Annotated in this window: 25 protein-coding genes; 5 read left to right on the top strand and 20 right to left on the bottom strand. The window is 74.5% G+C overall.

The window, feature by feature from the left end:
• Window positions 1–6: 6 nt before the first annotated feature.
• Together cydB and cydC are read left to right on the top strand one after the other, a co-directional pair.
• Window positions 7–987, top strand: coding sequence for a cytochrome d ubiquinol oxidase subunit II (gene cydB, locus AB0J80_RS24565; RefSeq protein WP_364709008.1), 981 nt, complete (start codon window positions 7–9; stop codon window positions 985–987).
• Window positions 984–4,190, top strand: coding sequence for a thiol reductant ABC exporter subunit CydC (gene cydC / locus AB0J80_RS24560; RefSeq protein WP_364709005.1), 3,207 nt, complete (start codon window positions 984–986; stop codon window positions 4,188–4,190). The genes cydB and cydC overlap by 4 nt, the downstream gene beginning before the upstream one ends.
• Window positions 4,191–4,327: 137 nt before the next feature.
• On the opposite strand, the gene AB0J80_RS24555 is transcribed toward cydC, so the two are convergent.
• Entirely contained in the window at window positions 4,328–4,642 is a 315-nt protein-coding gene (locus AB0J80_RS24555; RefSeq protein WP_364709002.1) for an antibiotic biosynthesis monooxygenase, read from the bottom strand.
• Window positions 4,643–4,811: 169 nt separating this feature from the next.
• Between AB0J80_RS24555 and AB0J80_RS24550 the strand changes: the two genes are divergently transcribed.
• Entirely contained in the window at window positions 4,812–5,441 is a 630-nt protein-coding gene (locus AB0J80_RS24550; RefSeq protein WP_364708999.1) for a helix-turn-helix domain-containing protein, read from the top strand.
• 162 nt (window positions 5,442–5,603) lie between these two features.
• Here AB0J80_RS24550 and AB0J80_RS24545 read toward each other — a convergent pair whose 3' ends face one another.
• Genes AB0J80_RS24545 through AB0J80_RS24525 form a run of 5 tightly spaced genes read right to left on the bottom strand, consistent with a single transcriptional unit; the run spans window position 5,604 to window position 9,767 of the window.
• On the bottom strand, window positions 5,604–6,077 hold the full coding sequence (locus AB0J80_RS24545; protein ID WP_364708996.1) for an N-acetyltransferase family protein: 474 nt from the start codon (window positions 6,075–6,077) through the stop codon (window positions 5,604–5,606).
• A gap of 34 nt (window positions 6,078–6,111) precedes the next feature.
• Window positions 6,112–6,591 carry a PQQ-binding-like beta-propeller repeat protein gene (locus tag AB0J80_RS24540; protein ID WP_364708993.1) on the bottom strand — a complete coding sequence of 160 codons (480 nt, stop codon included), beginning with the start codon at window positions 6,589–6,591 and terminating at the stop codon, window positions 6,112–6,114.
• The gene (locus AB0J80_RS24535) at window positions 6,588–8,066 is read right to left on the bottom strand and encodes a protein kinase (RefSeq protein WP_364708991.1); all 1,479 of its coding nucleotides are present in this window, start codon (window positions 8,064–8,066) and stop codon (window positions 6,588–6,590) included. The genes AB0J80_RS24540 and AB0J80_RS24535 overlap by 4 nt, the downstream gene beginning before the upstream one ends.
• 39 nt (window positions 8,067–8,105) lie before the next feature.
• On the bottom strand, window positions 8,106–8,834 hold the full coding sequence (locus AB0J80_RS24530) for a methyltransferase domain-containing protein (RefSeq protein WP_364708988.1): 729 nt from the start codon (window positions 8,832–8,834) through the stop codon (window positions 8,106–8,108).
• Window positions 8,835–8,894: 60 nt separating this feature from the next.
• Window positions 8,895–9,767, bottom strand: a complete 873-nt coding sequence (locus AB0J80_RS24525) for an SDR family NAD(P)-dependent oxidoreductase (RefSeq protein WP_364708986.1) — start codon at window positions 9,765–9,767, stop codon at window positions 8,895–8,897.
• A 71-nt stretch (window positions 9,768–9,838) separates the two neighbouring features.
• Here AB0J80_RS24525 and AB0J80_RS24520 point away from each other — a divergent pair, with 71 nt between their 5' ends.
• A complete protein-coding gene (locus AB0J80_RS24520) occupies window positions 9,839–10,735 on the top strand; it encodes a LysR family transcriptional regulator (RefSeq protein ID WP_364708984.1) in 897 nt (298 codons plus the stop codon).
• 5 nt (window positions 10,736–10,740) lie between these two features.
• Here the strand turns inward: AB0J80_RS24520 and AB0J80_RS24515 are convergent, their stop codons facing one another.
• The 14 genes from AB0J80_RS24515 to AB0J80_RS24450 are packed head-to-tail and all read right to left on the bottom strand — an operon-like array spanning window position 10,741 to window position 23,836.
• Window positions 10,741–11,346: an HAD-IA family hydrolase gene (locus AB0J80_RS24515; protein WP_364708981.1), complete on the bottom strand. Its 606-nt coding sequence runs from the start codon at window positions 11,344–11,346 to the stop codon at window positions 10,741–10,743.
• The gene (locus tag AB0J80_RS24510; protein ID WP_364708979.1) at window positions 11,325–11,891 is read right to left on the bottom strand and encodes a GNAT family N-acetyltransferase; all 567 of its coding nucleotides are present in this window, start codon (window positions 11,889–11,891) and stop codon (window positions 11,325–11,327) included. Before AB0J80_RS24510 ends, AB0J80_RS24515 begins: the two co-directional genes overlap by 22 nt.
• Window positions 11,888–12,448 carry an XRE family transcriptional regulator gene (locus tag AB0J80_RS24505; protein WP_364708976.1) on the bottom strand — a complete coding sequence of 187 codons (561 nt, stop codon included), beginning with the start codon at window positions 12,446–12,448 and terminating at the stop codon, window positions 11,888–11,890. The genes AB0J80_RS24510 and AB0J80_RS24505 overlap by 4 nt, the downstream gene beginning before the upstream one ends.
• A 25-nt stretch (window positions 12,449–12,473) precedes the next feature.
• Window positions 12,474–12,884, bottom strand: coding sequence for a ChaB family protein (locus AB0J80_RS24500; protein ID WP_364708973.1), 411 nt, complete (start codon window positions 12,882–12,884; stop codon window positions 12,474–12,476).
• Between the two features lie 30 nt (window positions 12,885–12,914).
• Window positions 12,915–13,883 (bottom strand): DNA topoisomerase IB, encoded by a 969-nt coding sequence (locus tag AB0J80_RS24495; protein ID WP_364708971.1) that lies wholly within the window; start codon window positions 13,881–13,883, stop codon window positions 12,915–12,917.
• The gene (locus AB0J80_RS24490) at window positions 13,867–14,799 is read right to left on the bottom strand and encodes a glycosyltransferase family 9 protein (RefSeq protein WP_364708968.1); all 933 of its coding nucleotides are present in this window, start codon (window positions 14,797–14,799) and stop codon (window positions 13,867–13,869) included. The genes AB0J80_RS24495 and AB0J80_RS24490 overlap by 17 nt, the downstream gene beginning before the upstream one ends.
• Entirely contained in the window at window positions 14,796–15,476 is a 681-nt protein-coding gene (locus tag AB0J80_RS24485) for an SDR family oxidoreductase (RefSeq protein ID WP_364708965.1), read from the bottom strand. Before AB0J80_RS24485 ends, AB0J80_RS24490 begins: the two co-directional genes overlap by 4 nt.
• Before the next feature lie 2 nt (window positions 15,477–15,478).
• Window positions 15,479–16,876: a PfkB family carbohydrate kinase gene (locus AB0J80_RS24480; protein ID WP_364708962.1), complete on the bottom strand. Its 1,398-nt coding sequence runs from the start codon at window positions 16,874–16,876 to the stop codon at window positions 15,479–15,481.
• Complete coding sequence (locus AB0J80_RS24475; RefSeq protein WP_364708959.1) at window positions 16,873–17,487, bottom strand: SIS domain-containing protein; 615 nt, start codon at window positions 17,485–17,487, stop codon at window positions 16,873–16,875. The genes AB0J80_RS24480 and AB0J80_RS24475 overlap by 4 nt, the downstream gene beginning before the upstream one ends.
• Complete coding sequence (locus tag AB0J80_RS24470) at window positions 17,487–18,710, bottom strand: glycosyltransferase (RefSeq protein ID WP_364708957.1); 1,224 nt, start codon at window positions 18,708–18,710, stop codon at window positions 17,487–17,489. The genes AB0J80_RS24475 and AB0J80_RS24470 overlap by 1 nt, the downstream gene beginning before the upstream one ends.
• On the bottom strand, window positions 18,695–19,630 hold the full coding sequence (locus AB0J80_RS24465) for a glycosyltransferase (protein WP_364708954.1): 936 nt from the start codon (window positions 19,628–19,630) through the stop codon (window positions 18,695–18,697). The genes AB0J80_RS24470 and AB0J80_RS24465 overlap by 16 nt, the downstream gene beginning before the upstream one ends.
• Window positions 19,627–21,201, bottom strand: coding sequence for an HAD-IIIA family hydrolase (locus tag AB0J80_RS24460; RefSeq protein ID WP_364708951.1), 1,575 nt, complete (start codon window positions 21,199–21,201; stop codon window positions 19,627–19,629). Before AB0J80_RS24460 ends, AB0J80_RS24465 begins: the two co-directional genes overlap by 4 nt.
• Window positions 21,198–22,196 (bottom strand): glycosyltransferase, encoded by a 999-nt coding sequence (locus AB0J80_RS24455; protein WP_364708948.1) that lies wholly within the window; start codon window positions 22,194–22,196, stop codon window positions 21,198–21,200. The genes AB0J80_RS24460 and AB0J80_RS24455 overlap by 4 nt, the downstream gene beginning before the upstream one ends.
• Window positions 22,193–23,836, bottom strand: coding sequence for a carbamoyltransferase C-terminal domain-containing protein (locus AB0J80_RS24450; protein WP_364708945.1), 1,644 nt, complete (start codon window positions 23,834–23,836; stop codon window positions 22,193–22,195). The genes AB0J80_RS24455 and AB0J80_RS24450 overlap by 4 nt, the downstream gene beginning before the upstream one ends.
• Window positions 23,837–23,975: 139 nt before the next feature.
• Here AB0J80_RS24450 and AB0J80_RS24445 point away from each other — a divergent pair, with 139 nt between their 5' ends.
• Window positions 23,976–25,382, top strand: a complete 1,407-nt coding sequence (locus AB0J80_RS24445) for an aldehyde dehydrogenase family protein (RefSeq protein ID WP_364708942.1) — start codon at window positions 23,976–23,978, stop codon at window positions 25,380–25,382.
• Window positions 25,383–25,388: the final 6 nt, after the last annotated feature.

Here is a 25,388-nt window from a genome sequence, read left to right as displayed (position 1 = left end):
CCACCCATGGTCACCGTCTGGTTCTCCCTCGTCGTCCTCTGCTGGGTGCTCTTCTTCGTGCTCGAAGGGTTCGACTTCGGCGTCGGGCTGCTCGGCCCCGTCCTCGGCCGCGACGACCACGAGCGCGGCGCCATCGTCCGCACGGTCGGGCCGTTCTGGGACGGCAACGAGGTCTGGCTCGTCGCCGCGATCGGCCTCACCTTCGCGGCGTTCCCCGACTGGTACGCCGCCCTGCTCTCGGGCCTGTACCTGCCCATGGCGGCGCTGCTGCTCCTGCTCGCGGTCCGCGGCGTGGCCCTCGAGTTCCGCGGCAAGGGCGACGGCCCGGTTTGGCGGCGCCGCTGCGACACCGCCCTGGCCGCCAGCTCGGCCGGCATCGTCGCCCTCTGGGGCGCCGTCCTCGGGGTGCTCACCCACGGCCTCGCCGTCGGCCCCGGCGGCCAGGTGACCGGCACGGGCCCGGCCCGCAGCCTCGCCCCGCTGGCGACCTGGCCGGCCCTCGCCGGCGCCGCCCTCGCCCTCTTCGCGGCCCTGCTCATCGGCGCCACCTTCCTGGCCCTGCGCACGACCGGGCCCGTGCACGCCCGCGCCCGGCGCTGGAGCGTGCGGCTGGCCACCGCCGGCACGCTGCTGCTGGGCGTGGCCGGCTTCGTGACCGGATCCCGGCTCGTCCTCGCCGCCGCGGTGCTCAGCATGGGCGTCGCCCTGGTCGCCCGCCACGGCCACGAACCGGTCGCGTTCGGCGGCACCGGCCTCGGCATCGCGGGCGCCGTCGTCGCGGTCTTCACGGCCCACGGCGACGTCGTCCTGCGCAGCACCCTCGACCCGGCCTGGTCGCTGACGATGACCGGGGCGGCCGCCACGGACTCGGCGCTGCGGCTGCTCAGCGTGGTCGGCGTGGTGGTCCTCCCCGGCGTCCTCGTCTACCAGGCGTTCTCGTACTGGGTGTTCCGCAAGCGCGTCGCCAGCAAGCGGGTGCCGTCGTGAACCGCGCACCGGTCGATCCGCGGCTGCTGCGGTACGCGCGCTCAGGACGTACCGGAACAGCGGTCCTGTCCCTGATCGGCGCCGGACAGGCGGCCGCCACGGTGACCGTCGCGGTGTCCCTCGCCCGCATCGTCACCGGCCACGACGCGGTCCCCCTGCTGGCCGCGGCGTTCGTGCTGCGGGCCGCGCTGACCTGGGCCGAACAGGTCGTCGCCCAGCGCACCGCCGCCCGCGTCACCGACGAGCTCCGGCGCGCCACCCTCGCCGCCGCCCTCCGCCAAGGCCCCGCCCGGGTGGCGTCCTACGGCAGCGGCCGCCTCAGCTCCGCGCTGACCGGCGGCCTCGACGCCCTGCGCCCGTGGTTCTCCGGATACCTGCCCGCCCTCGTCCTCGGCGTCGCCCTGCCACCCCTGGTGATCATCGCGATGGCCGTCGTGGACCGCACCTCCGCGCTGATCGCGCTGCTCACCCTGCCACTCGTCCCCGTGCTCGGCGCGCTGATCGGCTGGGCCACCCAGCAGCAGGCCCGCCGGGCCTGGGCCGCCGACTCCCGTCTGGCGGGCCACTTCCTCGACGTCGTCCGCGGCCTCGCCACCCTGCGCCTGTACGGCCGCGCCGAACGCCAGACCGACGTCGTGCGCGAGCTCACCGACCAGCACCGCAGCGCCACCGTACGCGTCCTGCGCGTCGCGTTCCTGTCCTCGACGGCGCTGGACCTCGTCGGCACGTTGTCGGTCGGGCTGATCGCCGTCGAGGCCGGGCTGCGGGTGGCGAGCGGCGCACTCGGACTGGGACCGGCCCTGCTGGTGATCCTCCTGGCCCCGGAGGCGTACCGGCCGCTGCGCGAGATGGCGGCCCGCTTCCACGCGAGCGCGGACGCGTCCGCGGTGATCGGAGACGTGGACGAGATGCTTCGTGACGAGGCGGCATACCTGCCCCTGCGGGCCGGCGACGACAACCGGCCGGGCGTGTACGCGACGGCTGTGCGGGTGCGGTATCCGTCGGCGGCGGCCGACGCTCTGGTGTCGGAGGGGCTCGTTGTCCGCGACCACGAGATCGTCGCGGTCCGCGGGCCGTCAGGTGCGGGCAAGACCACGCTCCTGCGGGTCCTCGCCGGGCTGCAACCGCTGACCGCCGGCCGGGTCTCGGTCACCGGCCCGGGGGTGCTGTACCTGCCGCAGCGGCCGTCCCTGCCGCACGTACGCACGGTGGCCGACGTGTTCCCGGGCGCCGATGCGGAGGAGGTCCGGGCGGCGTTGGAGACCGTCGGGCTCGACACGGAGGTCACGGCCTCCACGGTGCTGGGCGAGCACGGCAGCGGGGTGTCAGCCGGGCAGCGGCAGCGGCTGGCACTCGCCGCGCTGCTGCGGGCGGCGGCGCGGGAACCGGTGGTGCTCCTGCTGGACGAGCCGACGGCGCACCTGGACGCGGTGGCGGAGCGGGCGGTGATCCGGCAGCTCCGGGCGGCTGCGGGGCGCGGGTGCGCGGTCCTGGTGGTGGCGCACCGGTCGGCGTTGCTCGGCGAGGCCGACCGGGTGATCGACGTGTTCCCACCCGGCACGGGATCCACTGAGGTCGACCACGATTTCGCGAGCCCCACCGCACACCCCGTAGAGCGTCCTAGGAAGATAGGTAGTTCGCTGCGCGGCGGGACCGCGGCCGTGGTCGGGCTGGGCGGGGCGTCGTGGCTGGCCGGGATCGTGCTGACCGGTGCGGCCGCCTGGTTGCTGGTCCGCGCCTCCTCCCTGCCGCCGGTGCTGAGCCTCTCGACCGCCGTCGTGCTGGTCCGCGGATCGGCCGTCGCCCGGCCACTGCTGCGCTACCTCGAACGTCTCGTCGCGCACGACGTGGCTTTCGCCCGGCTGGGACGGTGGCGCTCGCGGGTGTACGCCGACCTCGTCCCCCGCGTACCGGGTCCCCGGCCGAGGCGGCGAGGCGATCTGCTCACCCGGATCGGCGCGGACGTCGACGCCCGGGTGGACGGGCTGCTCCGCGGCCGGTTCCCCGCCCTGAGCGCCGCGGTCGCCGTGAGCGTCACCGTCGCCGTGGCGGTCCTCGTCGTCCCCGGGCTCGCGCTGCCGCTCGGCGCCGGGCTGCTCGTCTCGGCGGTGCTCGCGCCGGCCCTCGCCACCCGGCTGGCCGGGAGCGTGGAGGCGGCCACCGGACGGGCTCGCGCCGAGCTGCGGGACGCCGTGGTGGAGACCGTGGAGGGGGTCGAGGAGCTGGCGCTGCACGGCGGCGCGGCGCTCGGCGTACCGGATCGGCGCAGCCGGGAGCTGGCCCGGCTCGAAGCACGAGCGGCACGGCGGGCCGGTGCCGCCGCGGCGCTGGGCCTGCTCGGCTGGGGTCTCGCCGTGGCGGGGACCGCGGTCGTGCTCCGGCACACCGGCGGCCTCTCCCCCGAGTGGGCGGCCGTGCTGCTGCTCGCGGTGGTGGCGCTCGGCGAGCCGATCGCCGCGCTGCCCGACGCGGCCGTCGCGCGGACCCGGGCCGCAGCGGCGCGACAACGGCTGGCGGAGATCCGTACGCAGCGCCCCGCGGCCACCCGGGTCCCGTCCGAGTCCGCCGGTGTGGTGATACGGGGGCTGGTGGCCGGATGGGACCCGGGGCGACCGCCGGCTCTCCGTGGCGCCGACCTGGAGCTCCCGCGCGGCGCGAGGGCGGCGGTGCTCGGCCGGTCCGGCGGCGGCAAGTCGACGCTGGCCGCGGTGCTGGCGGGCCTGCTCGACCCGCGGTCCGGAACCGTACGCCGGCCCGCGCGCACGGTGCTGGTCAGCGACGACGTCGATCACGTGTTCGCTTCGACCGTACGGGAGAACCTGCGTCTGGCATGCCCGGCCGCGACGGACCCGCAGCTGCGCGCGGCCCTGACCCGCGTCGGTCTGGGACCCTGGCTCGCCGGCCTGCCGCAGGGACTGGACACGTGGCTGGGGACCGGAGGCAGCACGATCTCCGGCGGGCAGCGGCGCCGGCTCGCCACCGCGCGGGCCCTGCTCGCCGACCCGGAGCTGCTCGTGCTCGACGAGCCGACCGAGGGGCTCGACGAGGCCGGTGCCGCGGCGCTGATGGCCGACCTGCTGGACGCCGCCGGGGATCGCACCGTTCTTCTGCTCACCCACCGCACCGAGGGGCTGGACCGGGTGGACGCCACGTACGAGCTGCGGGACGGACGGCTGTCCGCCCTGGTCGCGGCCGGCCGCTGAGCGCGTCAGCCCGCCGGGCCCGGTAGCGCGGGTACGTCATAGGAGGGAATGGGTGACCTGCAGACCGGCTCCCTGTCCCGGGGCGGCCTTGCGGTGCGCCGGCGTCCGGTGGCCGACGCGACCGAGCGGGAATGCGGTCAGCCGGCGAAAGCTGAGAAGACGGGACGGACCGTGACCCGCATCGGCGGCCCAGCGAGCAGGTCGATGACCTCGTCGTGGCCGGCGTCGACGACGGGGTCGGAGAAGTGGCGTTCGAAGGATGCGTCGTCCTTGTAGAACTCGAACGCCCACAGGGTGTCCGGGTCATCCTCGGCGCGGCACAGAACCCAGTCGGTGGGCCCGTCGGGGTCACCGGTGTAGTGAAGGCTGTTGGTCAGTTCGAACAACCGCTCACCCTTGCCAGGCTTGGCGGTGAACTTCAGAACGGTTCCGGGTTGACGTGCGTCGAGCATGAGATGCCTCCTCGGCGTGCAGTGCCGGAGCGGTGCATGACACCGCTTTGGAACGTTGTTCCAACACCTAGCTTGGAACACTGTTCCACGTGTGTCAACATGAAGCGTGACGACGGATGGGAAGCAGCGAGCAGGGCGCCGCCGGGACGCTCTATCCAAGGAGCGCATCGTGCACGCCGCGATCGAGACCCTCGACGCGGGCGGCGTGGACGCACTGACCTTCCGGTCCCTGGCGTCGCAACTGTCGACGGGTTCCGGGGCTATCTACCACCACGTCGCCAACAAAGAGGATCTCTTGACGGCTGCGGCGGACGCCGTGATGACGTCCGTGCTGGATGGTGCCGCTGCCGCCGCTGGTGCGGACGCGAGTCAGGGCGTCCGGGCAGTGGTGCTGGGCGTGTTCGATGCGATCAGCGCTCATCCATGGGTAGGAACGCAACTCGCAGCCGCTCCGTGGCAGCCGGCTGTCCTGCGGCTCTTCGACCGTGTCGGGGCAGAGCTGGACGCGCTCGGGGTGCCCGAACGTGCCCAGTTCGATGCGGCATCGGTGCTCGTGCACCACGTGCTCGGTGTCGCGAGTCAGTACGACGCGGGAGCCCACCTTGCCAGCGCACAGCCCGGCGGGCGGTTCGACAGGTCGGCGTTCCTGGACGGCGCGACCTCCGCGCTCACCGGCGAGGTCGATGCCGCAGACCTGCCTTTCTTGACCCGCGTCGTCCGCCAACTGCAGAACCACGACGACCGCGAGCAGTTCCGTGCCGGAGTGGAAATCATCTTGGTCGGCATCTCACACCTGTAGGCAGGCGCATGGACCCCAGCCGGCTCCGGCTCTGATCGTCCCCCCTTCAGCGGGCGCCGGCCGCACGCTGAAGCGCGCGGCATACCGTGGAGTCGATCGACACGCCCAGGTGATGATCCGGACCCGCCACCGGATCGCGTTGATCACTGTTCCGAACACTCCCTAGGTGATCGCCGGGCTGCGGCGTTCGATGAGCACGACGTCGCGCCACGTTCCGTGGTGCTTGCCGACGCGTTCGCGGATGCCGACGGTCCGGAAGCCGGACGCGGCGTGCAGGGCAAGGCTGGCGGTGTTCTCGGGGAAGACGCCGGACTGGATGGTCCAGATCCCGGCGGCCTCGGTGGTGGCGACCAGTTCGCCGAGCAGGGCTCGGCCGACTCCGCGGCCGCGGGCGCCGGGGTGCACGTAGACGGAGTGCTCGACGACCCCCGCGTAGACGCGGCGGTCGGAGACGCGGCTGCAGGCGATCCAGCCCAACACCGTCGCGGCGTCGTCGAGAGCGACGAAACGGTGCTCGGGCAGGCGGGTGGTGGTGAACCGGTCCCAGCCGGGTGGCTCGGTCTCGAAGGTGGCATGGCCGGTGGCGATGCCGAGCCGGTAGATCTCCAGGACCTGCGATGCGTGCTGCTCCGTCATCCGGGCGATGATCATCACTGGCCTTCCTGCCGGATCAACGCTGGAGTGGGCGGGCGGTCACCCCGTGACCGACCGTGGAGATCAACATGGGGCCGGCCACGGTCAGCGTGTCCACGGGTCCCGGGGTGGGTGTCGACCACAGCGTGACCCCGGTCGCCGGGTCGAGCTCGTGCAGCACGGAGTCGTAGCCGGCGGCGAAGACGCGCCCGTCCGCGGTCGTCGCGATCACCGGGTTGAGCAGCGGGCGGCGCCAGCGCACCGCCGTGCCGTCGACGGCGGTCACTCCGGAGGAGTCCAGGGTCAGCCGGCTGTCGTGCACGCTCACCACGGCCGCGCTGCCCGCGGCCTTCACGTCGGCGATGTCGATCGGCGAGTCGAGGCCCGGGATGTGCTTCGCCACGCGTACGGCGGGGCCGGGTGCGCCGGTCCGGGCGTCCACCGTGGTCAGTATCCACTCGCCTCCTGCGGCCACCGCGGCGTACAGGTGGTCGCCGGCGCACCAGGGGCCTTTCACCAGGCCCTTGGTGGTGATCCTCGTCTTCCAGGCAACCGTCCCGGTGTCCGGGCGGATGCCGTAGAGCCAGGTGGGGTCGTCGTCGCTGAGGGCGGCCTGACCGTGCAGGAGGCCGCCGGCGCTGGTGGCGTACTGCCAGCCGAAGTCGCCGGCCCGCGCAGCCGCCATTTCTTCCGGCCGGTGCGGCCGTCGTAACCGGTCAGGCTGGACGGTGCCTCGATCGCCAGGAAGAGGCCACCCAGCCCGGCGATGATGCCCTTCGCCGCCGCGGGGCGGCCGCCGCGGGGAGCGCCGGTGGTGCCGTCGAGCACGCGGAACGTGTACTCCTCCTCCACGAGCGCCAGGTTCTCGTCGAAGACCGCCAGGCTCGCCACGCCGCGGACCGGGCGGTTCCAGCGCTGGTCACCGGTGGCCACGTCGACGGCGCGGACTCCGTTGGTGGTCATGCCCACCAGCAACGGTCCCAGCACGATCGGTTCGCGCAGGTCGTCGCGGTGCCAGGCCGGGGCGCCGAGTCCGGGCGTACGCGGAGGCGGCGCCGTGGCCGTGCCCCAGGACATGGCCGTCGTCGCACCCACACCCGCGGCGACGGCGACGGCGCCGCCGGCGAACAGGGCGCGGCGAGACAGTTGGCGGGGACGCCGGACCGGGCCGCCGAGCAAGAGCTCATGGGCCTCCTCGGCGGTGGGCCGCTTGGCGGGGTCGGCGGCCAGGAGGCGCATGAGGGCCGGCGCCAGCGACCCGGCGTGCCACGGCGGGCGGATCTCGTGGCGGGCGTACGCGACCAGCATCGGCAGGTAGCCGTCGCGCTGGAACGGGCCCACGCCCTCGATGGCGAAGTAGAGGGTGGCGCCGAGACCGAACACGTCGGCGGGCGGACCGGGGGTGAGCCCCTTGGCCTGCTCCGGGGCGAGATAGCCGGGGGTGCCCAGGACCGCGCCGGTCTCGGTGAGGGTCTCGGCGTCCTGCATGGTGGCGAGCCCGAAGTCGGTCAGCCGCACCACATCGCCGCCGGAGATCAGCACGTTCGCCGGCTTGACGTCGCGGTGGGTGATCCCGGCGGCGTGCGCGACCTGCAGGGCGGAGAGCAGCTGCAGTCCGATGGGGACCGCCCGTTCGACGGGCAGGGCGCCGTCCTCGCCCACGATGTCCTTGAGCGAGCGCCCGGCCACCAACTCCATGACGATCCAGGGCCGTTCGTCGTGCTCGACGATGTCGTACACCGCCACGATGTGCGGATGGTGCAGCGCGGCCGCGGCGCGGGCCTCCCGCAGGCTGCGCTCGCGTCCCGCCGCCACCGTGCGGTCCGTGCTGCCCCAGCTGTGGCGCAGCTCCTTGACCGCGACGCGACGGCGCAGCACCTCGTCCTGAGCCGACCAGACCACGCCCATGCCGCCGGCCCCGATGCGCTGCAGGAGCCGGTAGCGGCCCGCCAGCAGCACGGCACCCTCGGACTGCTCTGCGGGAGTCGGCACGGCGCCCTACGCTAGCGGAACCCGGCCACGCCGTGGGGGTCACTCATGCCGGCCGAGCACCAGCGTGGTGCGCAGGTCGAGAACGACGGTGCCGCCGAAGTCGTCGACGAGCCGGCCGAGGGTGCTCAGCCCACGCTGTCGCTGCTCCGGCGTCCTGGTCAGGAACGGCCCGAAGGTGCTGACCAGGCCGAGATAGCTCTCCTTGTCGAGGAACAGGTCGCGCCGGAAGACCTTCTTGCGGACGTCGGTGAACTGCCCGCTGTCGACGATGTCCTCGTGGAACCAGTCGGCGGGCCGCTCCCGTGCGGTGGCGTCGATGGCGTCCAGCGCGCAGCGGATCGCCTCCCGTTGACCGGGGTCGGCGTAGTCGTAGCGGTGCCCGAAGACCGCCAGCGTGCCGCCGGGCGCGAGTGCCCGCCGGGCGCGGGTGTTGCGCGTCACCGGATCCAGCCAGTGCCAGGCCATGGCGCAGGCCACCACGCCGGTCCCGTCCGGAGGCGGCGACCAGCGTTCGAAGGTGACGGCGTCGATGCGCACGTCCGGGAATCGCGAGGCCAGCCGCGCCGCCATCTGCGGATCGGGCTCGAGACACGTCAGGGGCGCGCCGATCCGGGCGAGCACCTCGGTTCCCTTGCCCGTGCCGGCGCCGATCTCCACCATGGACGCCGGCGTGCCGCCGTGGAAGGCCACGATCTCGTCGGCGATGCCGGGTGGATAGCCGGGTCGCGCGGTCTCGTACAGGTCGGCCACCGAACCGAAGACGTCCATCGGGGGAATGTAACCGGACGACCGCCGGACGCAGGCGGCGACCACCGCGCCCGGAGGTGCTCAGCGCGGTACGGGGATGCCGGTCCCCCACGGAATGACCATGCCGAACTGGACGAGCTCGCCGTAGTACGTCGCCAGGGCCTCCGGGGCCGTGGGCCCGAGTGCCAGCTGAACCGGCCAGGCCGCTGCCTCGGCCGGTGTCTGCGCGGGGCTCATGTCCGCGAACCAGGGCCGGGAGGCGGCCGTGTCGATCAGGCCGGGGCAGAGCGCGGCGATGAGCGTGCCCCGCGCCAGGTCGGTGCGGCGACGCTGCAGGGCGAGGGCGCGTACGGCGGCGACCTGGGCGACCTTGGACGGGATGTTGAGCCAGGTGCCGTATCCCTGCGCAACGGCGTGGCCGGCGTGGACGGCGGCGCGCCAGTCGGTGACGAGGTCGTCCACGGCGTCGAGGGTGGTTGCGGCGGCGGCCGCGAACCGGGGGCGGGCGCGGTCGTCGAGCTTGTCCAGGGTGCCGAGCGCGCTGGCGACCACCATGAGCCGTCCTCCCGGGCGCAACCGCGGGGCGAAGGCGCGCAGGATGCGGGTCGTGGCCAGGTTGTTCGTCTCGGCCACGGCGTCGACCTGGTCGGCCGGGTCGACGTCCGGGCTCATCCGCGCGGCGGCGTTGGAGAAGACGATGTCGACGGCGCCGAGGCGGGCGGCCAGCGCGTCGATGGATTCCGCGTCGCGGACGTCGAGGACGCACGGTTCGATGCGCGCGCCGCCGGGCGCGGCGGCAGTGAGCTCGGCCGCGGCCGCGTCGACGGCTTCCGGGCGGCGGCCGGCGAGAAGGACCCGGTCGGCGGGAGACATGCCGGAGGCCAGACCCGCGGCGAGCGCGCGGCCCAGACCCTGGTTGGCCCCGGTGACGAGGGCGGTGCGTGCAGCATTCACAACGGGCACGCTACGCGGGGGACTAGCATGCGTGAATCGACAATGATGCACACGTGGTATGCGAGGTTCGCATGGCTGGTGACCTTTCACCGAGCGGTCTGCGGGTGCTGCGGGAGGTGTCCCAGCGCGGATCTTTCACGGCTGCCGCCCGCGCGCTGGGCTATACCCAGTCGGCGGTGTCCCGGCAGGCCGCCGCGCTGGAGACGGCCGCCGGCCGGCCGTTGTTCGAGCGCCGGCGTGACGGTGTGGCGCTGACCGCGGCCGGCTCGACGCTGCTCACTCGGGCGATCCGGATCCTGGACGAGCTCGATGCCGCCGCCGCGGACCTGACCGGCACCCCGGTGACCTCAGGGCCGGTGCGCGTCGGGGCCTTCCCTACGGCGGTGGCAGCGCTGCTGCCCGGCGTCCTGGCGTCGCTGCCCACGGATCTGGTGGTGTCGGTACGGGAGGGCAGCACTCCCACGCTGACCCGGGCACTGCGCGCCGGGACGCTCGACCTCGCCGTTCTCGCTCAGGCACCGCCGTTCCGGCCACTGGACGGCGAGACGCCCGCGCTGCCACTGATCACGCTGGCCGAACGGGAACTGCTCCTGTGCGTCGGAGCCGGCCACCCGTTCGCGTCGCGCGCCGCCGTGGCCGTGGAGGAGCTGGCCGGCCAGATCTGGGTCGCCGGCCGCGCGGACACCGGCGAGGCGCTGCCCGGCGTGTGGCCCGGCCTTCCCGGACGACCCGACGTGCGCTACGTCGTCCGGGACTGGTGGGCCAAGCTCCGGCTGGTGGCCGCGGGCTCGGCGGTCACCGCGATCCCGCCCGTGGCGGTGCGTCTGCTGTCGCAGGATGTTCGCACCGTCGCTGTCCGAGGCGAGTCCCAGGAGTTGCGCCGGCTGGTTCTCGCCCACCGCCCCGGGCCGGCGGCCGACGCGGTGCGCCTGGTCGCGGACGCTGTACGGCGTCAGGCCGGCCTCTGACGCCCTCAGACGCGGGCGGGGATCAGGGCGTCGGCGACGAGGGCGAGGCTTTCCGGCGTACCCGTGAACCTGCGTGCTCTCAGGCCGAGCTCTGCCGCGACCGCGACGTTCTCGGCGCGGTCGTCGACGAAGACGACGTCGCCGGGGTGGGCGCCGAGGACGCCGAGGGCCGCGGTGAAGGCGGCCGGGTCCGGCTTGGTCAGGCCCAGGTCGGCGCTGAACAGGCGGCGGGCGAAGGACCGCAGGGCGGGGTGCCGGTCCAGCTCGCGGGCGAGCTCCCGCGGCGCGTTCGACAACAATGACACCGGTACGCCCGCAGCACGCACGACCTCCAGCATCCGCAGCGTGTCCGGGTTCAGATGCAGCCAGCTGGCCACGTCGAGCTCGACGAGGCGGTGCAGCAGGACGGCGCCGGGGCCCGCGCCCAGGACGTCACGCCAGTAGTCGCGGGCACGACGGCCGCGGTCGTAGCCGGGCCGGTGGGCCCAGTAGCGGGCGGTGAACTCGATCAGGGGCATCCCCGCGGCGGCGGCCATCGCGGCGACGTCGGCCGCGGGCTGCGCGACGCTGACGACCTCGCCGAAGTCGATCAGGAGCTGGGTGGAAGGCACGCTCCCCCATCGGCCGCCCGGGCGCCCGGCTCAAGGGAAATCGGCTTGTAGTAGAAGCTGCAGGGGCGCAGCTCGCCGGTCGGGCCGGCGGCGTAGTCGGGGACGATGCCGTATCGCAGCCAGCCCGCCGAGCGGTAGAGGCGGTCGGCGGCGCTGTCGGTCTCGGTGTCCAGCAGCAGCATGGTGATCCCGGAGGCGGCGGCCGCCTGCTCGGCGGTGGCGAGGAGCCGGCGCCCGAGACCCTTGCCCCGGTGGTCGCGGTGCACGGCCAGCTTCACGACCTCGGCGCGGTGGCGCGCGTTGGGCTTGTCGGCGTAGGCGAGGCTGATCGTGCCCGCGGGACCGTCCGGGCCGGTGACGGTCCAGACCGCCAGGGTCTCGTCGGCGACGGCCGCGGCCCGGTCGTGCCACCACGCGGTGGCCTGGTCGTGGTCGAAGCCGGCCAGGAAGCCGATCGAGGCGCCGCCGCGCACCGCGTCGACGAGCAGTTCTGCGAGGCCGGGCAGCGCCGCGGCGAAGGTCTCGGGGGTCAGCCGCTCGATCATGGCTGCACCATGACCACGGCGTAGCGGACCTCGTCGGTGCCGGTGTTGCGGAAGCGGGTCGCGCCCCAGAGGCGGAACCGCAGGCAGTCACCGGGGTGCAGCTCGTGTGTCGTCCCGCCGTCGGTGAGCGCGAGCGTGCCGGCCAGGACCCATACGTGCTGCTCCAGGCCGGGTACGCCGGGCGCGTCGTACGCGACGTCGGCCCCGGGTTCCAGCACCGCCTCGATCATCTCGCCGCGCAGGCCGGCGTGCGGCGGCGACACGGTCCGCCGGGTGAAGCCCGTGGCGTCGTCGCGCCACACCGCCTGGTCCCCGGCGCGGACGACGGCGGGTGGGGCGGACTCGACGTCGGCCAGCAGGCGCGACATCGTCCACCCGTACGCGGTGCACAGCTTGCCCAGCAGCGACGCGGTCGGGCTGATCTCGCCACGTTCGAGGCGGGACAGCGTGGACCGGCTCACGCCCGTGCGGGCGGCCAGGTCGTCCAGCGACCAGCCGTGCTGCACGCGCAGTCCGGCGAGCCGGGCGGCCAGCCTGTCGTCGAGCGCTTCTCTCACATCTGGGAGACTATCCCAGATATGGTCAGTCGCGCCGCTCGGCCACCAGTGACCTGCGACTCGCCGCCGCGTTCGCCTTCTCGATCGCGCTCACCAGCTCGGCCTTGGTCATCCGCGACCGGCCCGTGACGTCGAGGCGCCGGGCCACCTCCAGAAGGTGCTTCTTGCTCGCGTTGGCGTCGACCCCGCCGGCGGTCGGGCGGTCGGTGTCCACGCCGCCGGCCGCCTGGGCGTCGCTGGGGCCGCGGCGCTCCTTGGGCTCCCAGTGGTCGCCGACCTTCTCGAAGGAGTGCTTGAGGGCGGACAACGCCGTGCGGTGCGCGCGTTCGCCGTCGCCGTACTGTTCGGTCGCGCTGTCCAGGGTCGCGGCGTACGTGTCCTGGGCCTTGCGCGGCGACCGCCGGATGGTGCTGGGCAGATTCTCTCGTGCGGGCATGCGCCCATCAGTTCCCGCCGCGGCGGCCGGTCAATCCGTGAGCAGGTCCAGGACCGCTTCCTCGGTGGGCTCCTCCACCGTCTCGCCCTTCTCGTACGCCTCGACGACCCGCGGGTCGACGTACGAGCTGCGCGCCACCGCCGGGGTGTTGCCGAGCAGCTCGGCCACCTCCTTCATGGCGTGCGACACGGCTTTCTTGCGCGCCGTCTCGCTCTTCTGCGGTCCCGCCTCGGCCAGCTCCTCGGCCGCCTTCACCGTGCCGTGCCACGTGCGGAAGTCCTTGGCGCTCATCTCGTGGCCGCTGATCTCGCGCAGATACTCGTTGACGTCGTCGGCGCGGATCTCCCGCCACCGCCGCGCCTTGCCGTCCCAGTACGCGAACAGCCGGTCCTCGCCCTTGCGACGCCGGCGCAGGTCGCGCAGCACCTGGCACACCTCGCCGTCCTCGACCGGGTTGGCGTGCTCCTTGCCCGACTTGCCGACGAACTCGAGCACCACGCAGCGGCCACGGGTGCGGACGTGCTCCGGGCGCAGGGTGGACAGGCCGAACGACGGGTCCTCCTCGCGCTGGGCGTACTGGTCGCTGCCGACGCGGAACATGCCCATGTCGAGCAGGCGGGTGATCGCGGCGAGGACCCGGTCGCGGGTGAGGCCGCGCCCGCTGAGGTCGGTGCAGAGCCGCGAGCGGATCTCCGGCAGCCGCTCGGCGACCTCCAGCGCGTGGTCGAACTTCTTCTCGTCGCGGGCCGTGCGCCACTGCGGGTGGTAGACGTACTGCTTGCGCCCGGCGGCGTCGACCCCGGTGGCCTGGATGTGCCCGCGCTCGTCGGTGCTGATCCAGACGTCGGTCCACGCCGGCGGGATGACGAGCTCCCTGATCCGGGTCACCGCGTCCTCGTCCTTGAGCGGCTTGCCGTCGGTGCCCAGGTAGGCGAACCCCTTGCCGCTGCGCCGGCGCCCGAAGCCCGGCTTGCTCAGGTCGCTACGCCGTAACCGCATGACGTTCCACCTCGGCCGCCGCCTCCAGCACCTCGTCGACGCCCACGGCGAGCAGCGCCGGGTGGATCTCCGGGCCCGGCAGGTCGCCGCGCTCGGCCCGGGTGCCGTGCCAGATGGCGCGATGGTACGGGCGGTCCGCCGGCGGCCCCCAGCGTCGCGGCGGCATCGGGCCGAACAGCACGACCGACGGCGTCCGGTAGGCCGTGGCCAGGTGCGCGATGCCGGTGTCCCCGCTGACCAGCAGCCGGGCGTGGGCGACCAGCCCGGCGAGCTCGCCCAGGCCCGTCCGCGCGACGGCGTCGGGGCCCAGCCCGGCCAGGTCGGCGACCCGCTGCGCGATCTGGAGCTCCGCGGCCGATCCGGTCACCACCACCCGGTGCCCGGCCGCCGCCAGGCGTTTCGCGACGGCGGCGTACCGCTCGGGAGGCCAGCGCCGCGAGGGCGACTTGGCGCCGGGGTGCACGATGGTCGCGCGGTGCGGCACGTCGGCGTCCGGCACCGCCAGGGACAGATCGGTCGGATCGGCGGGCACGCCGTAGTGGCGCAGCAGCCGGCACCAGCGTCGCACCTCGTGTTCCTCCTCGGCCCAGGTCGGACCGTCGAGATGCCCCGCCTCCGGGCTCGCAAACGCCCACAGTTTCGCGGGCTCCACGGCCTGCAGCAGCCGGTGCGACTCGGGCCCGCTGCCGTGCAGGTTGACGGCGACCTCGACCTGCGGCAGCGCGGGCAGCGGCGCGCCGAGCCCGTCGGCGGTCACGACGCGGTCGACGCCGCCGACCAGGTCGATCAGCGGCGTCAGCCAGGCGGGCGCGACCAGCGCGAGGGTCCGGGCCGGGAAGGCGGCCCGGACCGCCCGCAGCGCGGGCACGCCCGCGGCGAGGTCGCCCACGCCGAGGGCGCGCAGCACCAGGATCACGGGTACGACGTCTCCTGCTCGGCGGCGATGACCAGCTCGCGCACCGCGCAGCCGGCGGGCTGGCTGAGCGCGAACATGACCGCGTTCGCCACATTGGCCGGGTCGTTGAGGATCGCGTCCGGCCCCGGCTTGTACTGCTCGTCGCGGTCGTCGAAGAACTTGGTCCGCATGCCACCCGGGATCACCAGGGTGACGTTGACCTGCCCGGCGAGCTCGGCCGACAGCGCCCGGGTGAAGCCCACGACCCCGAACTTCGCGGCGCAGTACGCGGTCGCGTCGCTGACCGCCTTGATGCCCAGCGTGGACGCGATGGTCACCACCCCGCCGTGCGACTGCTTCAGCGCCGGGATCGCCGCCCGGATGACCGCGGCGGTGGAGAGCAGGTCGATGGTGACGATGCGGTCCCAGGTCTCGCCCGGGATGTCGGCGAGGGCGCCGGGCACGTCCATGCCGGCGGCCGTGACCACGCCGTCGACGCTGCCGCCGGCGCGCTCGATGAGCTCCCGGGTGGCCGCCTCCGCGGCGCGGGTGTCGGCCAGGTCGCACTCGACCCACTCGATGCCGTCCCGCGGCGGCTGCCGGTCGATGACCAACGGGCGCCCACCGGCCTTCACGACGGCGTCGACGACGGCCGCGCCGAGCCCGCTGGAACCGCCGGTGACGATGACTGCGTCCATGCTTACCTCCTGGATGCGGCGGCCTGGGCCGCGGCGATGGTCTTGGTGGTGGAACGGCCGTCGAGATAGGGGACGATCACGGTCTGCCCGCCCCAGCGCTTCATCAGCTCGGCCTCGGGCAGGTCCGGGCCGCCGTCGGCGTAGTCGCCGCCCTTGACCCAGACATCCGGGCGCAGCCAGGTCAGCACCGCCTCGGGCGTCGGCTCGTCGAAGATCACGACCGCGTCGACACAGTCGAGGGCGGCGATCAGCCGGGCCCGGTCGGCCTGCCGCGTGAGCGGCCGGTCGGGACCCTTGAGGGCGGAGACGCTGCTGTCGGAGTTCAGGCACACGATGAGGCAGTCGCCGAGCTTGCGCGCGGCCTGCAGGGTGGCGAGATGTCCGATGTGGAGCAGGTCGAAGCAGCCACCGGTCGCCACGACCGTGCCGCCGCGCGCCCGGACGTCGGCCACGAGCTTGCCGGCGTCGGCGGCGCCGATCCGCTCCGGCTCCTCCGCGTGCCCCCCCGGCGCCAGAGCGGCGGTGACCCCGCCCGCGGCGACGTACGCGGTCGCCGCGGCGACGGCCTCCTGGACCGCCTCCGACACCAGCGCGCCGCGGGCCAGAGCCAGGGCGGCGGTGGCGGCGAACCGGTCCCCCGCCCCGCAGGTGTCCCCGTCGGCCTCCTGCGGTGCCGGTACGACCAGCGGCGTCGGCCCGTTGTGGCACAGCACCGCCCCGGCCGCGCCGACGGTGACCACCACCGCGCCCGCCCGCCAGCGTTGCCGCAGCTGGTGCCCGGCGCGCTGCACGGTGCTGAGCATCGACCCGGCACCGGCGTCGCCGGTGAGCTTGCGGACCTCCGCCTGGTTCGGCGTGACGAGCCGCGCGTTCGGCACCGGCGCGGGACCGTTCGGGTGCGGGTCCCAGACGATCGGGGCCTTCGCCTGCTCGAGGGCCCGGCGCAGCTCCGGGTGCCGGGCCACACCGCGCCCGTAGTCGCTGACCAGGATCGCGGTGGCGGCGCGCAGCACGTCCAGCGCCGCGTCGGGCGCGGCGCCGGGCGGCACCGGGTCGCCTCCGCGGTCCAGGCGGACCAGGACCTGGCCGCCGGCGCGCAGCCGGATCTTCTCCGGGGTCGCGCCGGGCAGCGGTAGCGCGTACACCTGGATGCCCGCGGCCGTGAGCAGCTCGCTCAGCCGGGCCGCGGCGGGGTCGTCGGCCAGCGCGGTGACCAGCGCGACGTCGTGGTCCTGACCCGCGGCCAGCAGGGCGGCGAGACCCGCACCGCCGGGCCGGTCGATGACGGACCGCTCGTCGAGCACCGGCGCCGGCGCGTCCGGCGCGACCCGGTTGACGGCGCCCTCGACGTCGCGGTCGAGGAGGGTGTCGCCGACGACCACCAGCAGCGGACGGCTCATGAGACCAGCACCGCCTCGCGCCGGCCGGCCGCCGCTTTTCCCAGCACCACCGGCAGGGCCAGGTCGAGGTACTCGCACATCACGTGCACCGAGATGAGGTGCAGCTCCTGGACGACCTGGGAGTCGTCGGACGGGCAGCACAGCGCCTCGTCGCAGGCCTCCGCGAGCGGGCTCGGGCCGTTGCCGACCAGGGCCCACGTGCGGACGCCCAGCTCCCGGGCGGCGTGCGCCGCCTGGACCAGGTTGGGGCTGCGGCCGCTCGTCGACATCAGCATGAGCACGTCGCCGGGGCGGCCGTGTGCCCGCACCTGGCGGGCGAAGACCTCGTCGTAGCCGTAGTCGTTGCTGATCGCGGTGACCGTCGAGGAGTCCGGGGTCAGCGCGATCGCCGACAGCGGCATCCGCTCGTCGCGCAGCCGCCCGACGAGCTCGGCGGCCAGGTGCTGCGCCTCGGCGGCGCTGCCGCCGTTGCCCGCGACCAGCAGCCGCCCGCCGGTGCCGAGGTGGTGCGCGAGCTGGGCGCCCCAGCGGGCGAGCCGCCCGGACGCCACCGCCCGGTACGGCCCCAGCGCGGCCGCCATGCCGCGCACGTGGGTGTCCAACGGATCCATCACACAACCGCCTCTCGGGGGGACTCCGTGGTGGTCAAGGTGCGGCCGGCGACCGTGGCGTAGACCGCGGCCAGCCGGGTGGCGATGCGCCGCCACGAGTACGAGTGCGCGGCCCGGTCGGCCGCCGCCGCCGCGTACGAGACGCGGCGCATGTCGTCGCCGAGCAGCCGGCGCAGCGCCACGCCGAGCCCGCGCGGGTCGCGGGCCGGGACGAGGTCGCCGGTGACGCCGTCGACGACCGTGTCGGTGAGGCCGCCCACGGCGGTGCCGACCACCGGTACGCCGCACGCCATCGCCTCCAGCGGGGTGAGCCCGAACGGCTCGTACCAGGGCGCGGCGGCGAGCACGTCCGCCGAGCGGTACCAGCGCGGCATGTCGGCCGAGGCGACCGCGCCGGCCAGCCGCACCCGGTCGCCGACGCGGCAGTGCTCGGCGAGGGCGCGCAGGCGGCGGGCGTACGGGTCGTCGTCGAGCCGGCCGTCGGGCGGGCCGCCGACGATGACCAGCTCGGCGCCGGGCACCGAGGGCAGGGCGCGGATCAGGTCCTCGTATCCCTTGCGCTCCACGAGCCGGCCGACGGTGAGGATGCGCGGCCGGGTGTCGCGCGGCTCGGCCGGGCCGTCCGGGCGGAACAGGTCCGTGTTGACGCCGGAGGGCACCAGGGCCATCTGGCTCCTCGGGACACCCATCATCAGCAGCTCGCGGATCTCGTCCTGGCACTGCACGACGACCTTGTCGGCGACCCGGCCCAGCTGGCGCTCGTACGCGACGCGGTGCTCCGGGCTGGTGTCGTTGGCGCCCTGGTGGCGGCGCTTGACCGAGCCGAGCGCGTGATAGGTGAGCACCACCGGCACGTCGCTGCTGCGGGCGGCGGTGACCGCGGCCAGGCCGCTCATCCAGAAGTGGGCGTGGACCACGTCGGGCAGCCAGGTGGTGCGCCAGTCCTGGGCGGTCCACTCGGCGAAGTCCCCCATGTACGGCAGCAGGTCGTCCTTGGCCAGCGTCATCGCCGGTCCGGCGGGAACGTGCACGACCTCGAAGCCGTCGGCCGCCACGACCTGCGGCAGGTCGGGGTCGTCGCGGCGGGTGTAGACGCGGACCTCGTGGCCCTGCCCGGCGAGCGCCGCGGAGAGCTCGGCGACGTGCGCGTTCTGGCCGCCGGCGTCGACCCCGCCGAGGGCGGACAGGGGGCTGGCGTGCTCGGAGATCATCGCGATGCGCATGTTTCCTCTTCCAACAGTCGGTCCCAGTCCGCGAGGAAGCGGTCGAGTCCGTAGCGGGCCAGGGCGACCTGACGGGCGCGCGCGCCGAGCCGGCGGGCCGCGTCCGGCTCGTCGATCAGCCACTGCGCCGCTTCGGCCAGGGTGTCGACACGGGTGGAGAGCACACCGGCGTCGGGGGGAACGGCGGCGATCGCCTCCGTGGTGGCCAGGGCGAGCACCGGCATGCCGATCTGCATGGCCTCGATGAGGCTCAGCCCGAGCGACGTCCACCGGCACAGGTGCAGGTACGCCCGCCGCCGCGCGATCTCCTCGTGCATCCGGGCCTGCGGCGGGTCGTCGTACGCGGTGACCCGCTCGAGCTCCAGTCCGGCGACGCCCATCCCGTACACGTCGAGCGGGGCGACCGCCGCGAACCGCGGCATCAGGTCGGTGCCGGTGACCCGGTTGCGCCGTACGGGCTCGTTGGTGACGACCGCGAACCGTTCGAGCTCGCCGGTCCAGCGGGCGGCCGGTTCGACGATGCCGTGCTCGATCACCGTGGTGCGGGTGCCGCCGGTGTCCCAGAACAGCTCGTTGAAGTGGGTGACGTGCGCGATGACCAGGTCGTCGCGGTCGGCCATCGGGTGCCGCGAGTTCGGGACGTCGCCCTTGGGGGTGTTGTGCTCGACGTAGATCTTCGGTGCGGGCAGGTGGGCGACGCGCTCCAGCTCGTCGGGGCGCTGCAGGACGATCACGTCGATGTCGCCCGGGCGCAGCGCGCCGACGTCGACCTCCTCGACGGTCTCCGGCCAGTCGAAGGTGCGGGCGCGGCCGCGGCCCCATTCGTCACGCCCGGCGTTGACCGGGACGAGGTAGCGGTGCTTGCCCTGGACGAACGACGTCGTCCAGGAGCCGTGCACGTGCCAGAGGAGGATGTTCACGCGGCTACCTCTTCCGTTCGCTTCGCGGGGGACGGCACGCCGAGCAGCCGCAGGGCGGCGAGGACGTCGGCGGGCCGGATCGAGGACAGGCAGGGGTGCCCCGGCACGGGACAGCGGGTGGCCCGGGTGTCGCGGCACGGCGCCCCGGCGTCGCCCAGGCGCACGTGCGGTACCCGGTAGGGCCCCCACTGCCCGAAGGGGACGGTCGGGGCGTAAAGGCTGACGACCGGGGTGCCGACCGCGGCGGCGAGGTGGGCGGGGCCGGTGTTGGCGACCACGACGCAGGCCGCCCCGGCGAGCAGGCGGGCGAGGTCGCCCATGCTGGTCGGGCCCACGTCGGTGGCCTCGCCGCCGGCCACGAAGGCGGCCAGCTCGCGCTCGTCGGGACCACCGGTGACCAGGACCTCGTGGCCCTCGGCGGCGAGGGCGGCCACGACCGCCCGCATGGTCTCGGGCGGGCAGGACCGGGCCTCGACCGACGCGCCGGGGTGGACGACGACGTACTGGCCGGCCCGGATCGGCCCGAGCGCGACCCGCAGGCCGCCGTCGTCGGTGTCCGGCAGGGCGAAACCCGCGGCGGCGGCGACAGAGCGGGCCCGTTCCGCTTCCGGCACCCCCACCGGTACGCGGTGCCGCACGTCGAGCAGCGATCCGGGGTAGTCGTCGCTGATCGCCGTGATCCGGCCGACCCCGGCGGCGCGCAGCAGCAGGGCCAGCGGGAGCGCCGACTGGTGGAACGAGGTGAAGATGACGGCCTCGTCGGCGCCGGTGGCGGCCAGCCGGGCGGTCAGGTCGTCGACGAAGGCGGCGTCCACGGGCGACGGTTGCGGGTCGATCCACGGCAGCCGCGCCTCGACGATCTCGTCGACGCCGGGCAGCAGCTCGGCGGCGGCCCGCCCACGCGGCCCGCAGAGCAGCACCACCCGCTCGGCGCCCGCCGCGACCGCGCGGATGCCGGGCCCGGTCAGCAGCACGTCGCCGGCGGAGTCCGACCGCACGACCAGCACGGTGCCGGCCCGGCCGCGGACGTCCGCCGGGGTGACCAGCGCCTGCCGCTGCAGGATCAGGTCAGCGGCACCGGGGAGATCCGTGGCGGCGGCGGGCGCGGCCGCGACCTCCGGGGCGAGCGTGACGTCGGTGGGGACGATGATGCCGGTGGCGCCGGCCGCCGCGGCGGCGACCATGTCGCGGCCGATGTCGCCGACGACGACGCAGCGCTGCGGCACCGTGCCGAGGGCGGTGGCGGCATCCTCGACGAGTCCGGGGGCGGGCTTGCGGCACCGGCAGCCGGCCGTGTCATCGTGCGGGCAGAACTGCCAGGTGTCGAAGGGACCGAGCAGCTCCTCGATGCGGGCGTGTACCGCGTGCATCTGCTCGGCGGTGAACCGGCCCCGGGCCAGCCCGGACTGGTTGGTCACCACGCCGAGCCGCAGCCCGGCGGCGCGCAGCCGGTCGAGCGCCTCGCGGGCGCCGGGCATCGGCCGCACGAGGGCCGGGTCGCCGTTGTACGGCACGTCGACGACCAGCGTGCCGTCGCGGTCGAAGAGGACGGCGTCGTACAGCCCGCTCACCGTTGCGGCTCCAGCGGGCGCGCCCCACGCCACCTCAACCAGCCCCGCAGCCAGTGGGCGGTCGCCACCGGCGGGATGGCCGCGCTGGTCAGCACCATGGTGGTGACCTCACGGGCGTCCCGGGGGCCGGGCTTGACGCGGGCGACCGTGAACTCGGCGGTGCCGGCGGCCCACAGCGCGGCCGCCACACCGGCAGCAGTGGCCAGGGACCCGCGCCGGGTGAGCGCTGCCGTGACGGTGAGCGCCGCGGCGAGAGCCCCCGCGGCGGTCACCGCCACGTGCCGGGGGCGGCGCCCGGGCGGGATCTCGAGGCGCGCGCGCCAGTCCCGGCCGTACAGGTGCCGCAGGAGCGCGTCGTCGGCGTTGCCGCGCTGGGTCCGTACGCTGACCCAGCGGTTCTCCGGACGCACCGGATGGGTGACCGTCCGTCCTCCCTTGACCAGGTCGAAGCCGGCGAGCCGGACCCGGTGGGCGAGCTCGGCGTCCTCCCGGAACGCCCGCGGCAGGCGCTCGTCGAAGCCGCCGGTGGCGAGCAGGGCGGATCGCCGGTACGCCATGTCGGCGGTGATCCACGCGCCGTCGGCCAGCGCGGCCGTCACCCGCTCCCAGTCCGTCGGGCGGCGGTCGTCCGGCAGCGGTACGCGCAGGTTGCCCTGCACTCCCCCGGCCTGCGGGCCCGCGGCGGCGAGATCGTCGTTAAGCCGCGACAGCCAGTCCGGGTCGGGCAGCACGTCGTCGTCCAGAAAGGCCACCCACTCGTGGCTGGCCGCCTGCCACCCGACATTGCGGGCCGCGGCCGGACCGGCGGCGCGGCCGGTGAGCACCTTCACGTCGACGCCCGGCGGCACCGGCAGCTCATCGGTGGCCGCCGGCCGGTCGTCGACGAGCAGCAGCTCGACCGGCCCCGGTGCCGGGCCGCCCGCCGCCAGCGCGGTGAGCAGAGCCGTGAGGCTGGGCCGGCCGAGCGTGGGGATCACCACGGATATGCCGCTCATCGACCGTTCCCGAACGCCGACGCGCGGTGAACCGCGAAGGGCCCGAGGGCGAGCAGGTCGACCGGGGCCGAGCCGAACAGCTCCATCGCCTCACGCGGAGTGTCCACCATGGGCCGTCCGGCGGTGTTCAGCGAGGTGTTCACCACCACCGGGAGGCCGGTGAGGCGCTCGAACTCGGCGAGCATCTCGGCGACCACCGGCTCGGTCTCGGTGTGCACGGTCTGCACCCGGGCGGTGCCGTCGACGTGGGTGACCGCCGGGATGCGGTCCTTCCACTCCGCCTTCACCTTGTGCACGAACAGCATGTACGGGCTCGGGTAGACGCCCTCGAAGATGTCGGCGAAGCGCTCGGCGCGGACCATCGGCGCGATCGGGCGGAACTGCTCGCGGCCCTTCACGTTGTTCATCCGCGTCTGGGTGTCGGCGTCGCCCGGGTGGGCGAGCAGCGAGCGGTGGCCCAGTGCGCGCGGGCCGTACTCGCTGCGGCCCTGGTACCAGGCGACGATGCCGTTGTCGGCCAGGACGCGGGCGGCTTCCGCGGCGATGGACTGCGGCCGCGTGTACGGCAGGGCGGCCCGCTTCAGCTCGGCCTCGAGCTCCTCGTCGCTCCACCCACGACCGAGATCGGCGCCCGCGAACGGGGCGATCGTCCCACCCTGGCGGGCGACCGACAGGGCGGCGCCCAGCGCGGTGCCGGAGTCACCGGCCGCGGGCTGCACCCACACCCGGTCGAACGGCCCCTCGGCGGCGATCCGGGCGTTGGCCACACAGTTCAGCGCCGTGCCGCCGGCCATGGTCAGCGTCTTGACGCCGCCGGACGCCTCGTACGTCCACCGGGCCAGGTCGAGCAGGACCTCCTCGAGGCGGACCTGCACGCTCGAGGCGAGGTCGGCGTGGGCGTCGGTCATCTCGCCCTCCGCCGTCCGCGCCTTGGTCAGCGCCGACCAGTCGATGCGCTCGACGGTGAAGCCACCATCCTCGTTGGCGTGCACCCACTCGCGGAACAGGTCGAGGTACTTCGGCCGGCCGTACGACGCCAGCGCCATCACCTTGTACTCGTCCGAGGAGTGCATGAAGCCGAGGTGCCGGGTCAGGTCCTCGTAGAGCAGGCCCAGCGAGTGCGGCAGCTGCTGGCTCGCGAGGGTGGTGAGCTGCCCGTCGCGGTAGACGCCGGCGAGGTGGCTGGCGACCTCGCCACGACCGTCGAGCACCAGCACGGCGCTGTCCTCGGGAACGGAGAGTCCGGCGGAGGCGGCGTGGGCGACGTGGTGCGGCACGAAGCGCACCTGCTCGGGGTCGAGCCCCGGCAGCGCGCCGGCGAGGAACTGCGGCGCCCGGCGGGCGTAGTCCACGCGCAGGTAGTCCCATGGGTCGTTCAGGCCGAGGTCGGCGGCATCACGCGTCATCCCCGGATCGAAGGAGTAGGCGACGGCGTCGAGGTCGCCGGGCTTCAGGCCGGCCTCCTCCAGGCACCAGGCGGCGGAGAGCTCCGGCAGCTCCCAGGCCGAGAACGGCACGGGGCGCTTGCCGTGCTTGCGCCGGCTGAAGCGCTCCTCCTCCGCGGCGGCGACTACCTGACCGTCGACGATCAGGGCGGCAGCCGGATCGTGGAAGATCGCGTTGATTCCCAGGACTCGCATGGGGCGGCGGATACCCGGGCTCACCTTGTTTACTCGCATGATCATCGACTTCTTAGAAACTTCTTTAGTTGCGTCGTGACCTGCACTGATAGGCACGCCGCCCAGGTTTGGAACCGCGAGCGAAGGGCAACCGGCCCGCATGCATGACGTGGAACAGCTCATCGATGGCACGTGGGGACCCGGCAGCGGCACGCGTCAATTGACCGTTTTGAACCCTGCCGACGGGCAGCCGGTCACGACCGTCGCGGTGGCGTCCGAATCGGACGTGGCGGCGGCCGTGAAAGCGGCGCGGGCCGCGGCGCCCGGCTGGGCGCGTACCGCACCGGCGGCGCGTGCCGCGGCGCTGCACGCGGCGGCGAACGCGGTCGAGGCGGCGGCGGACGAGCTCGCCGAGATCATGAACGCGGAGATGGGCAAGCCCGTGGGCGGGGCGAGGGACTCGATCGGCGCGGGCGTCGGCACGCTGCGGCAGTACGCCGAGCTCGGCCCGACGCACCGTGGGCGCAGCCTGGCGGGCAACGACGAGGCGATCGACCTGATGGCGTACGCCCCCCGCGGCGTCGTCGCCGCCATCACGCCGTGGAACGACCCGGTCGCGGTCTCGTGCGGCCTGCTCGGCGCCGCCCTGGTCACCGGCAACACCGTGGTCTACAAGCCGAGCGAGCGCACCCCGGCGACCGGCTGGCGGCTCGCGCAGATCCTCGCCCCGCATTTCCCCACCGCCGTGCTGTCGCTGCTCAGCGGCGACGCCCCGGTGGGTGCCGCGCTGGCCGAGGCGGACGTGGACGTGGTCGCCCACGTCGGCTCGACCGCGACCGGCCGGGCGATCGCTGCGGCGTGTGCGCGTACCGGGGCCAAGGCCCTGCTGGAGAACGGTGGCAGCGACCCGCTCATCGTCGACGCCGATGTGGACCCGGCGTGGGCGGCGCAGCAGACGGCGCTCGGGGCGTTCGCGAACTCGGGCCAGATCTGCGTAGCGGTCGAGCGCGTCTACGTGCACCGAGACGTGGCCGAGCCGTTCCTCGAGGCGCTGACCGCGGAGGCCGGCACGTGGGCCGCCGACATCGGCCCTCTGGTCGACACCCGCCTGCGCGAGGCCGTGCACGCCCAGGTCAGCGCGGCGGTGGAGGCCGGCGCGCGGGTCCTGACCGGCGGCACCGTGCCGGACGGGCCGGGCGCGCACTACCCGCCGACCGTCCTGGCCGACTGCACCGACGACATGCCGGTGGTCCGCGAGGAGACGTTCGGCCCGGTCGCGCCGGTGGTCGTGGTCGACTCGTTCACCGAGGCGCTGACCCGGGCCGCCGACTCCCCGTACGGGCTGGCCGCCACCGTCCTGACCGGCTCGATGTCCCACGCCCAGCAGGCCTGGCGCGAGCTGCCGGCCGGCACCGTGAAGATCAACGCGGCGTTCGGCGGCGCGCCCGGCGGCGCGGCACACCCGCGGCGCGGCAGCGGCCAGGGCTTCGGCTACGGCCCCGAGCTGCTCGACGAGATGACCGTGACCAAGGCGGTCCACATCGAGGCCCCGCCGGCCGGCTGGTGAGCGCCG

Source organism: Actinoplanes sp. NPDC049548 (genome assembly GCF_040676695.1).
Taxonomy (GTDB): Bacteria; Actinomycetota; Actinomycetes; order Mycobacteriales; family Micromonosporaceae; genus Actinoplanes.
Note: the sequence above shows the minus strand (reverse complement) of the source record. Positions and strands in the feature narration are given on the sequence as shown.

What these genes read in the sequence shown, in the direction of transcription:
- cydB (WP_364709008.1), top strand. Translation starts at nt 7, where the DNA reads ATGGTCACCGTCTGGTTCTCCCTCGTCGTCCTCTGCTGGGTGCTCTTC.
- AB0J80_RS24555 (WP_364709002.1), bottom strand. Translation starts at nt 4,642, where the DNA reads ATGCTCGACGCACGTCAACCCGGAACCGTTCTGAAGTTCACCGCCAAG.
- AB0J80_RS24545 (WP_364708996.1), bottom strand. Translation starts at nt 6,077, where the DNA reads ATGACGGAGCAGCACGCATCGCAGGTCCTGGAGATCTACCGGCTCGGC.
- AB0J80_RS24530 (WP_364708988.1), bottom strand. Translation starts at nt 8,834, where the DNA reads ATGGACGTCTTCGGTTCGGTGGCCGACCTGTACGAGACCGCGCGACCC.
- AB0J80_RS24520 (WP_364708984.1), top strand. Translation starts at nt 9,839, where the DNA reads ATGGCTGGTGACCTTTCACCGAGCGGTCTGCGGGTGCTGCGGGAGGTG.
- AB0J80_RS24510 (WP_364708979.1), bottom strand. Translation starts at nt 11,891, where the DNA reads ATGATCGAGCGGCTGACCCCCGAGACCTTCGCCGCGGCGCTGCCCGGC.
- AB0J80_RS24500 (WP_364708973.1), bottom strand. Translation starts at nt 12,884, where the DNA reads ATGCCCGCACGAGAGAATCTGCCCAGCACCATCCGGCGGTCGCCGCGC.
- AB0J80_RS24495 (WP_364708971.1), bottom strand. Translation starts at nt 13,883, where the DNA reads ATGCGGTTACGGCGTAGCGACCTGAGCAAGCCGGGCTTCGGGCGCCGG.
- AB0J80_RS24485 (WP_364708965.1), bottom strand. Translation starts at nt 15,476, where the DNA reads ATGGACGCAGTCATCGTCACCGGCGGTTCCAGCGGGCTCGGCGCGGCC.
- AB0J80_RS24480 (WP_364708962.1), bottom strand. Translation starts at nt 16,876, where the DNA reads ATGAGCCGTCCGCTGCTGGTGGTCGTCGGCGACACCCTCCTCGACCGC.
- AB0J80_RS24475 (WP_364708959.1), bottom strand. Translation starts at nt 17,487, where the DNA reads ATGGATCCGTTGGACACCCACGTGCGCGGCATGGCGGCCGCGCTGGGG.
- AB0J80_RS24470 (WP_364708957.1), bottom strand. Translation starts at nt 18,710, where the DNA reads ATGCGCATCGCGATGATCTCCGAGCACGCCAGCCCCCTGTCCGCCCTC.
- AB0J80_RS24455 (WP_364708948.1), bottom strand. Translation starts at nt 22,196, where the DNA reads ATGAGCGGCATATCCGTGGTGATCCCCACGCTCGGCCGGCCCAGCCTC.
- AB0J80_RS24450 (WP_364708945.1), bottom strand. Translation starts at nt 23,836, where the DNA reads ATGCGAGTCCTGGGAATCAACGCGATCTTCCACGATCCGGCTGCCGCC.
- AB0J80_RS24445 (WP_364708942.1), top strand. Translation starts at nt 23,976, where the DNA reads ATGCATGACGTGGAACAGCTCATCGATGGCACGTGGGGACCCGGCAGC.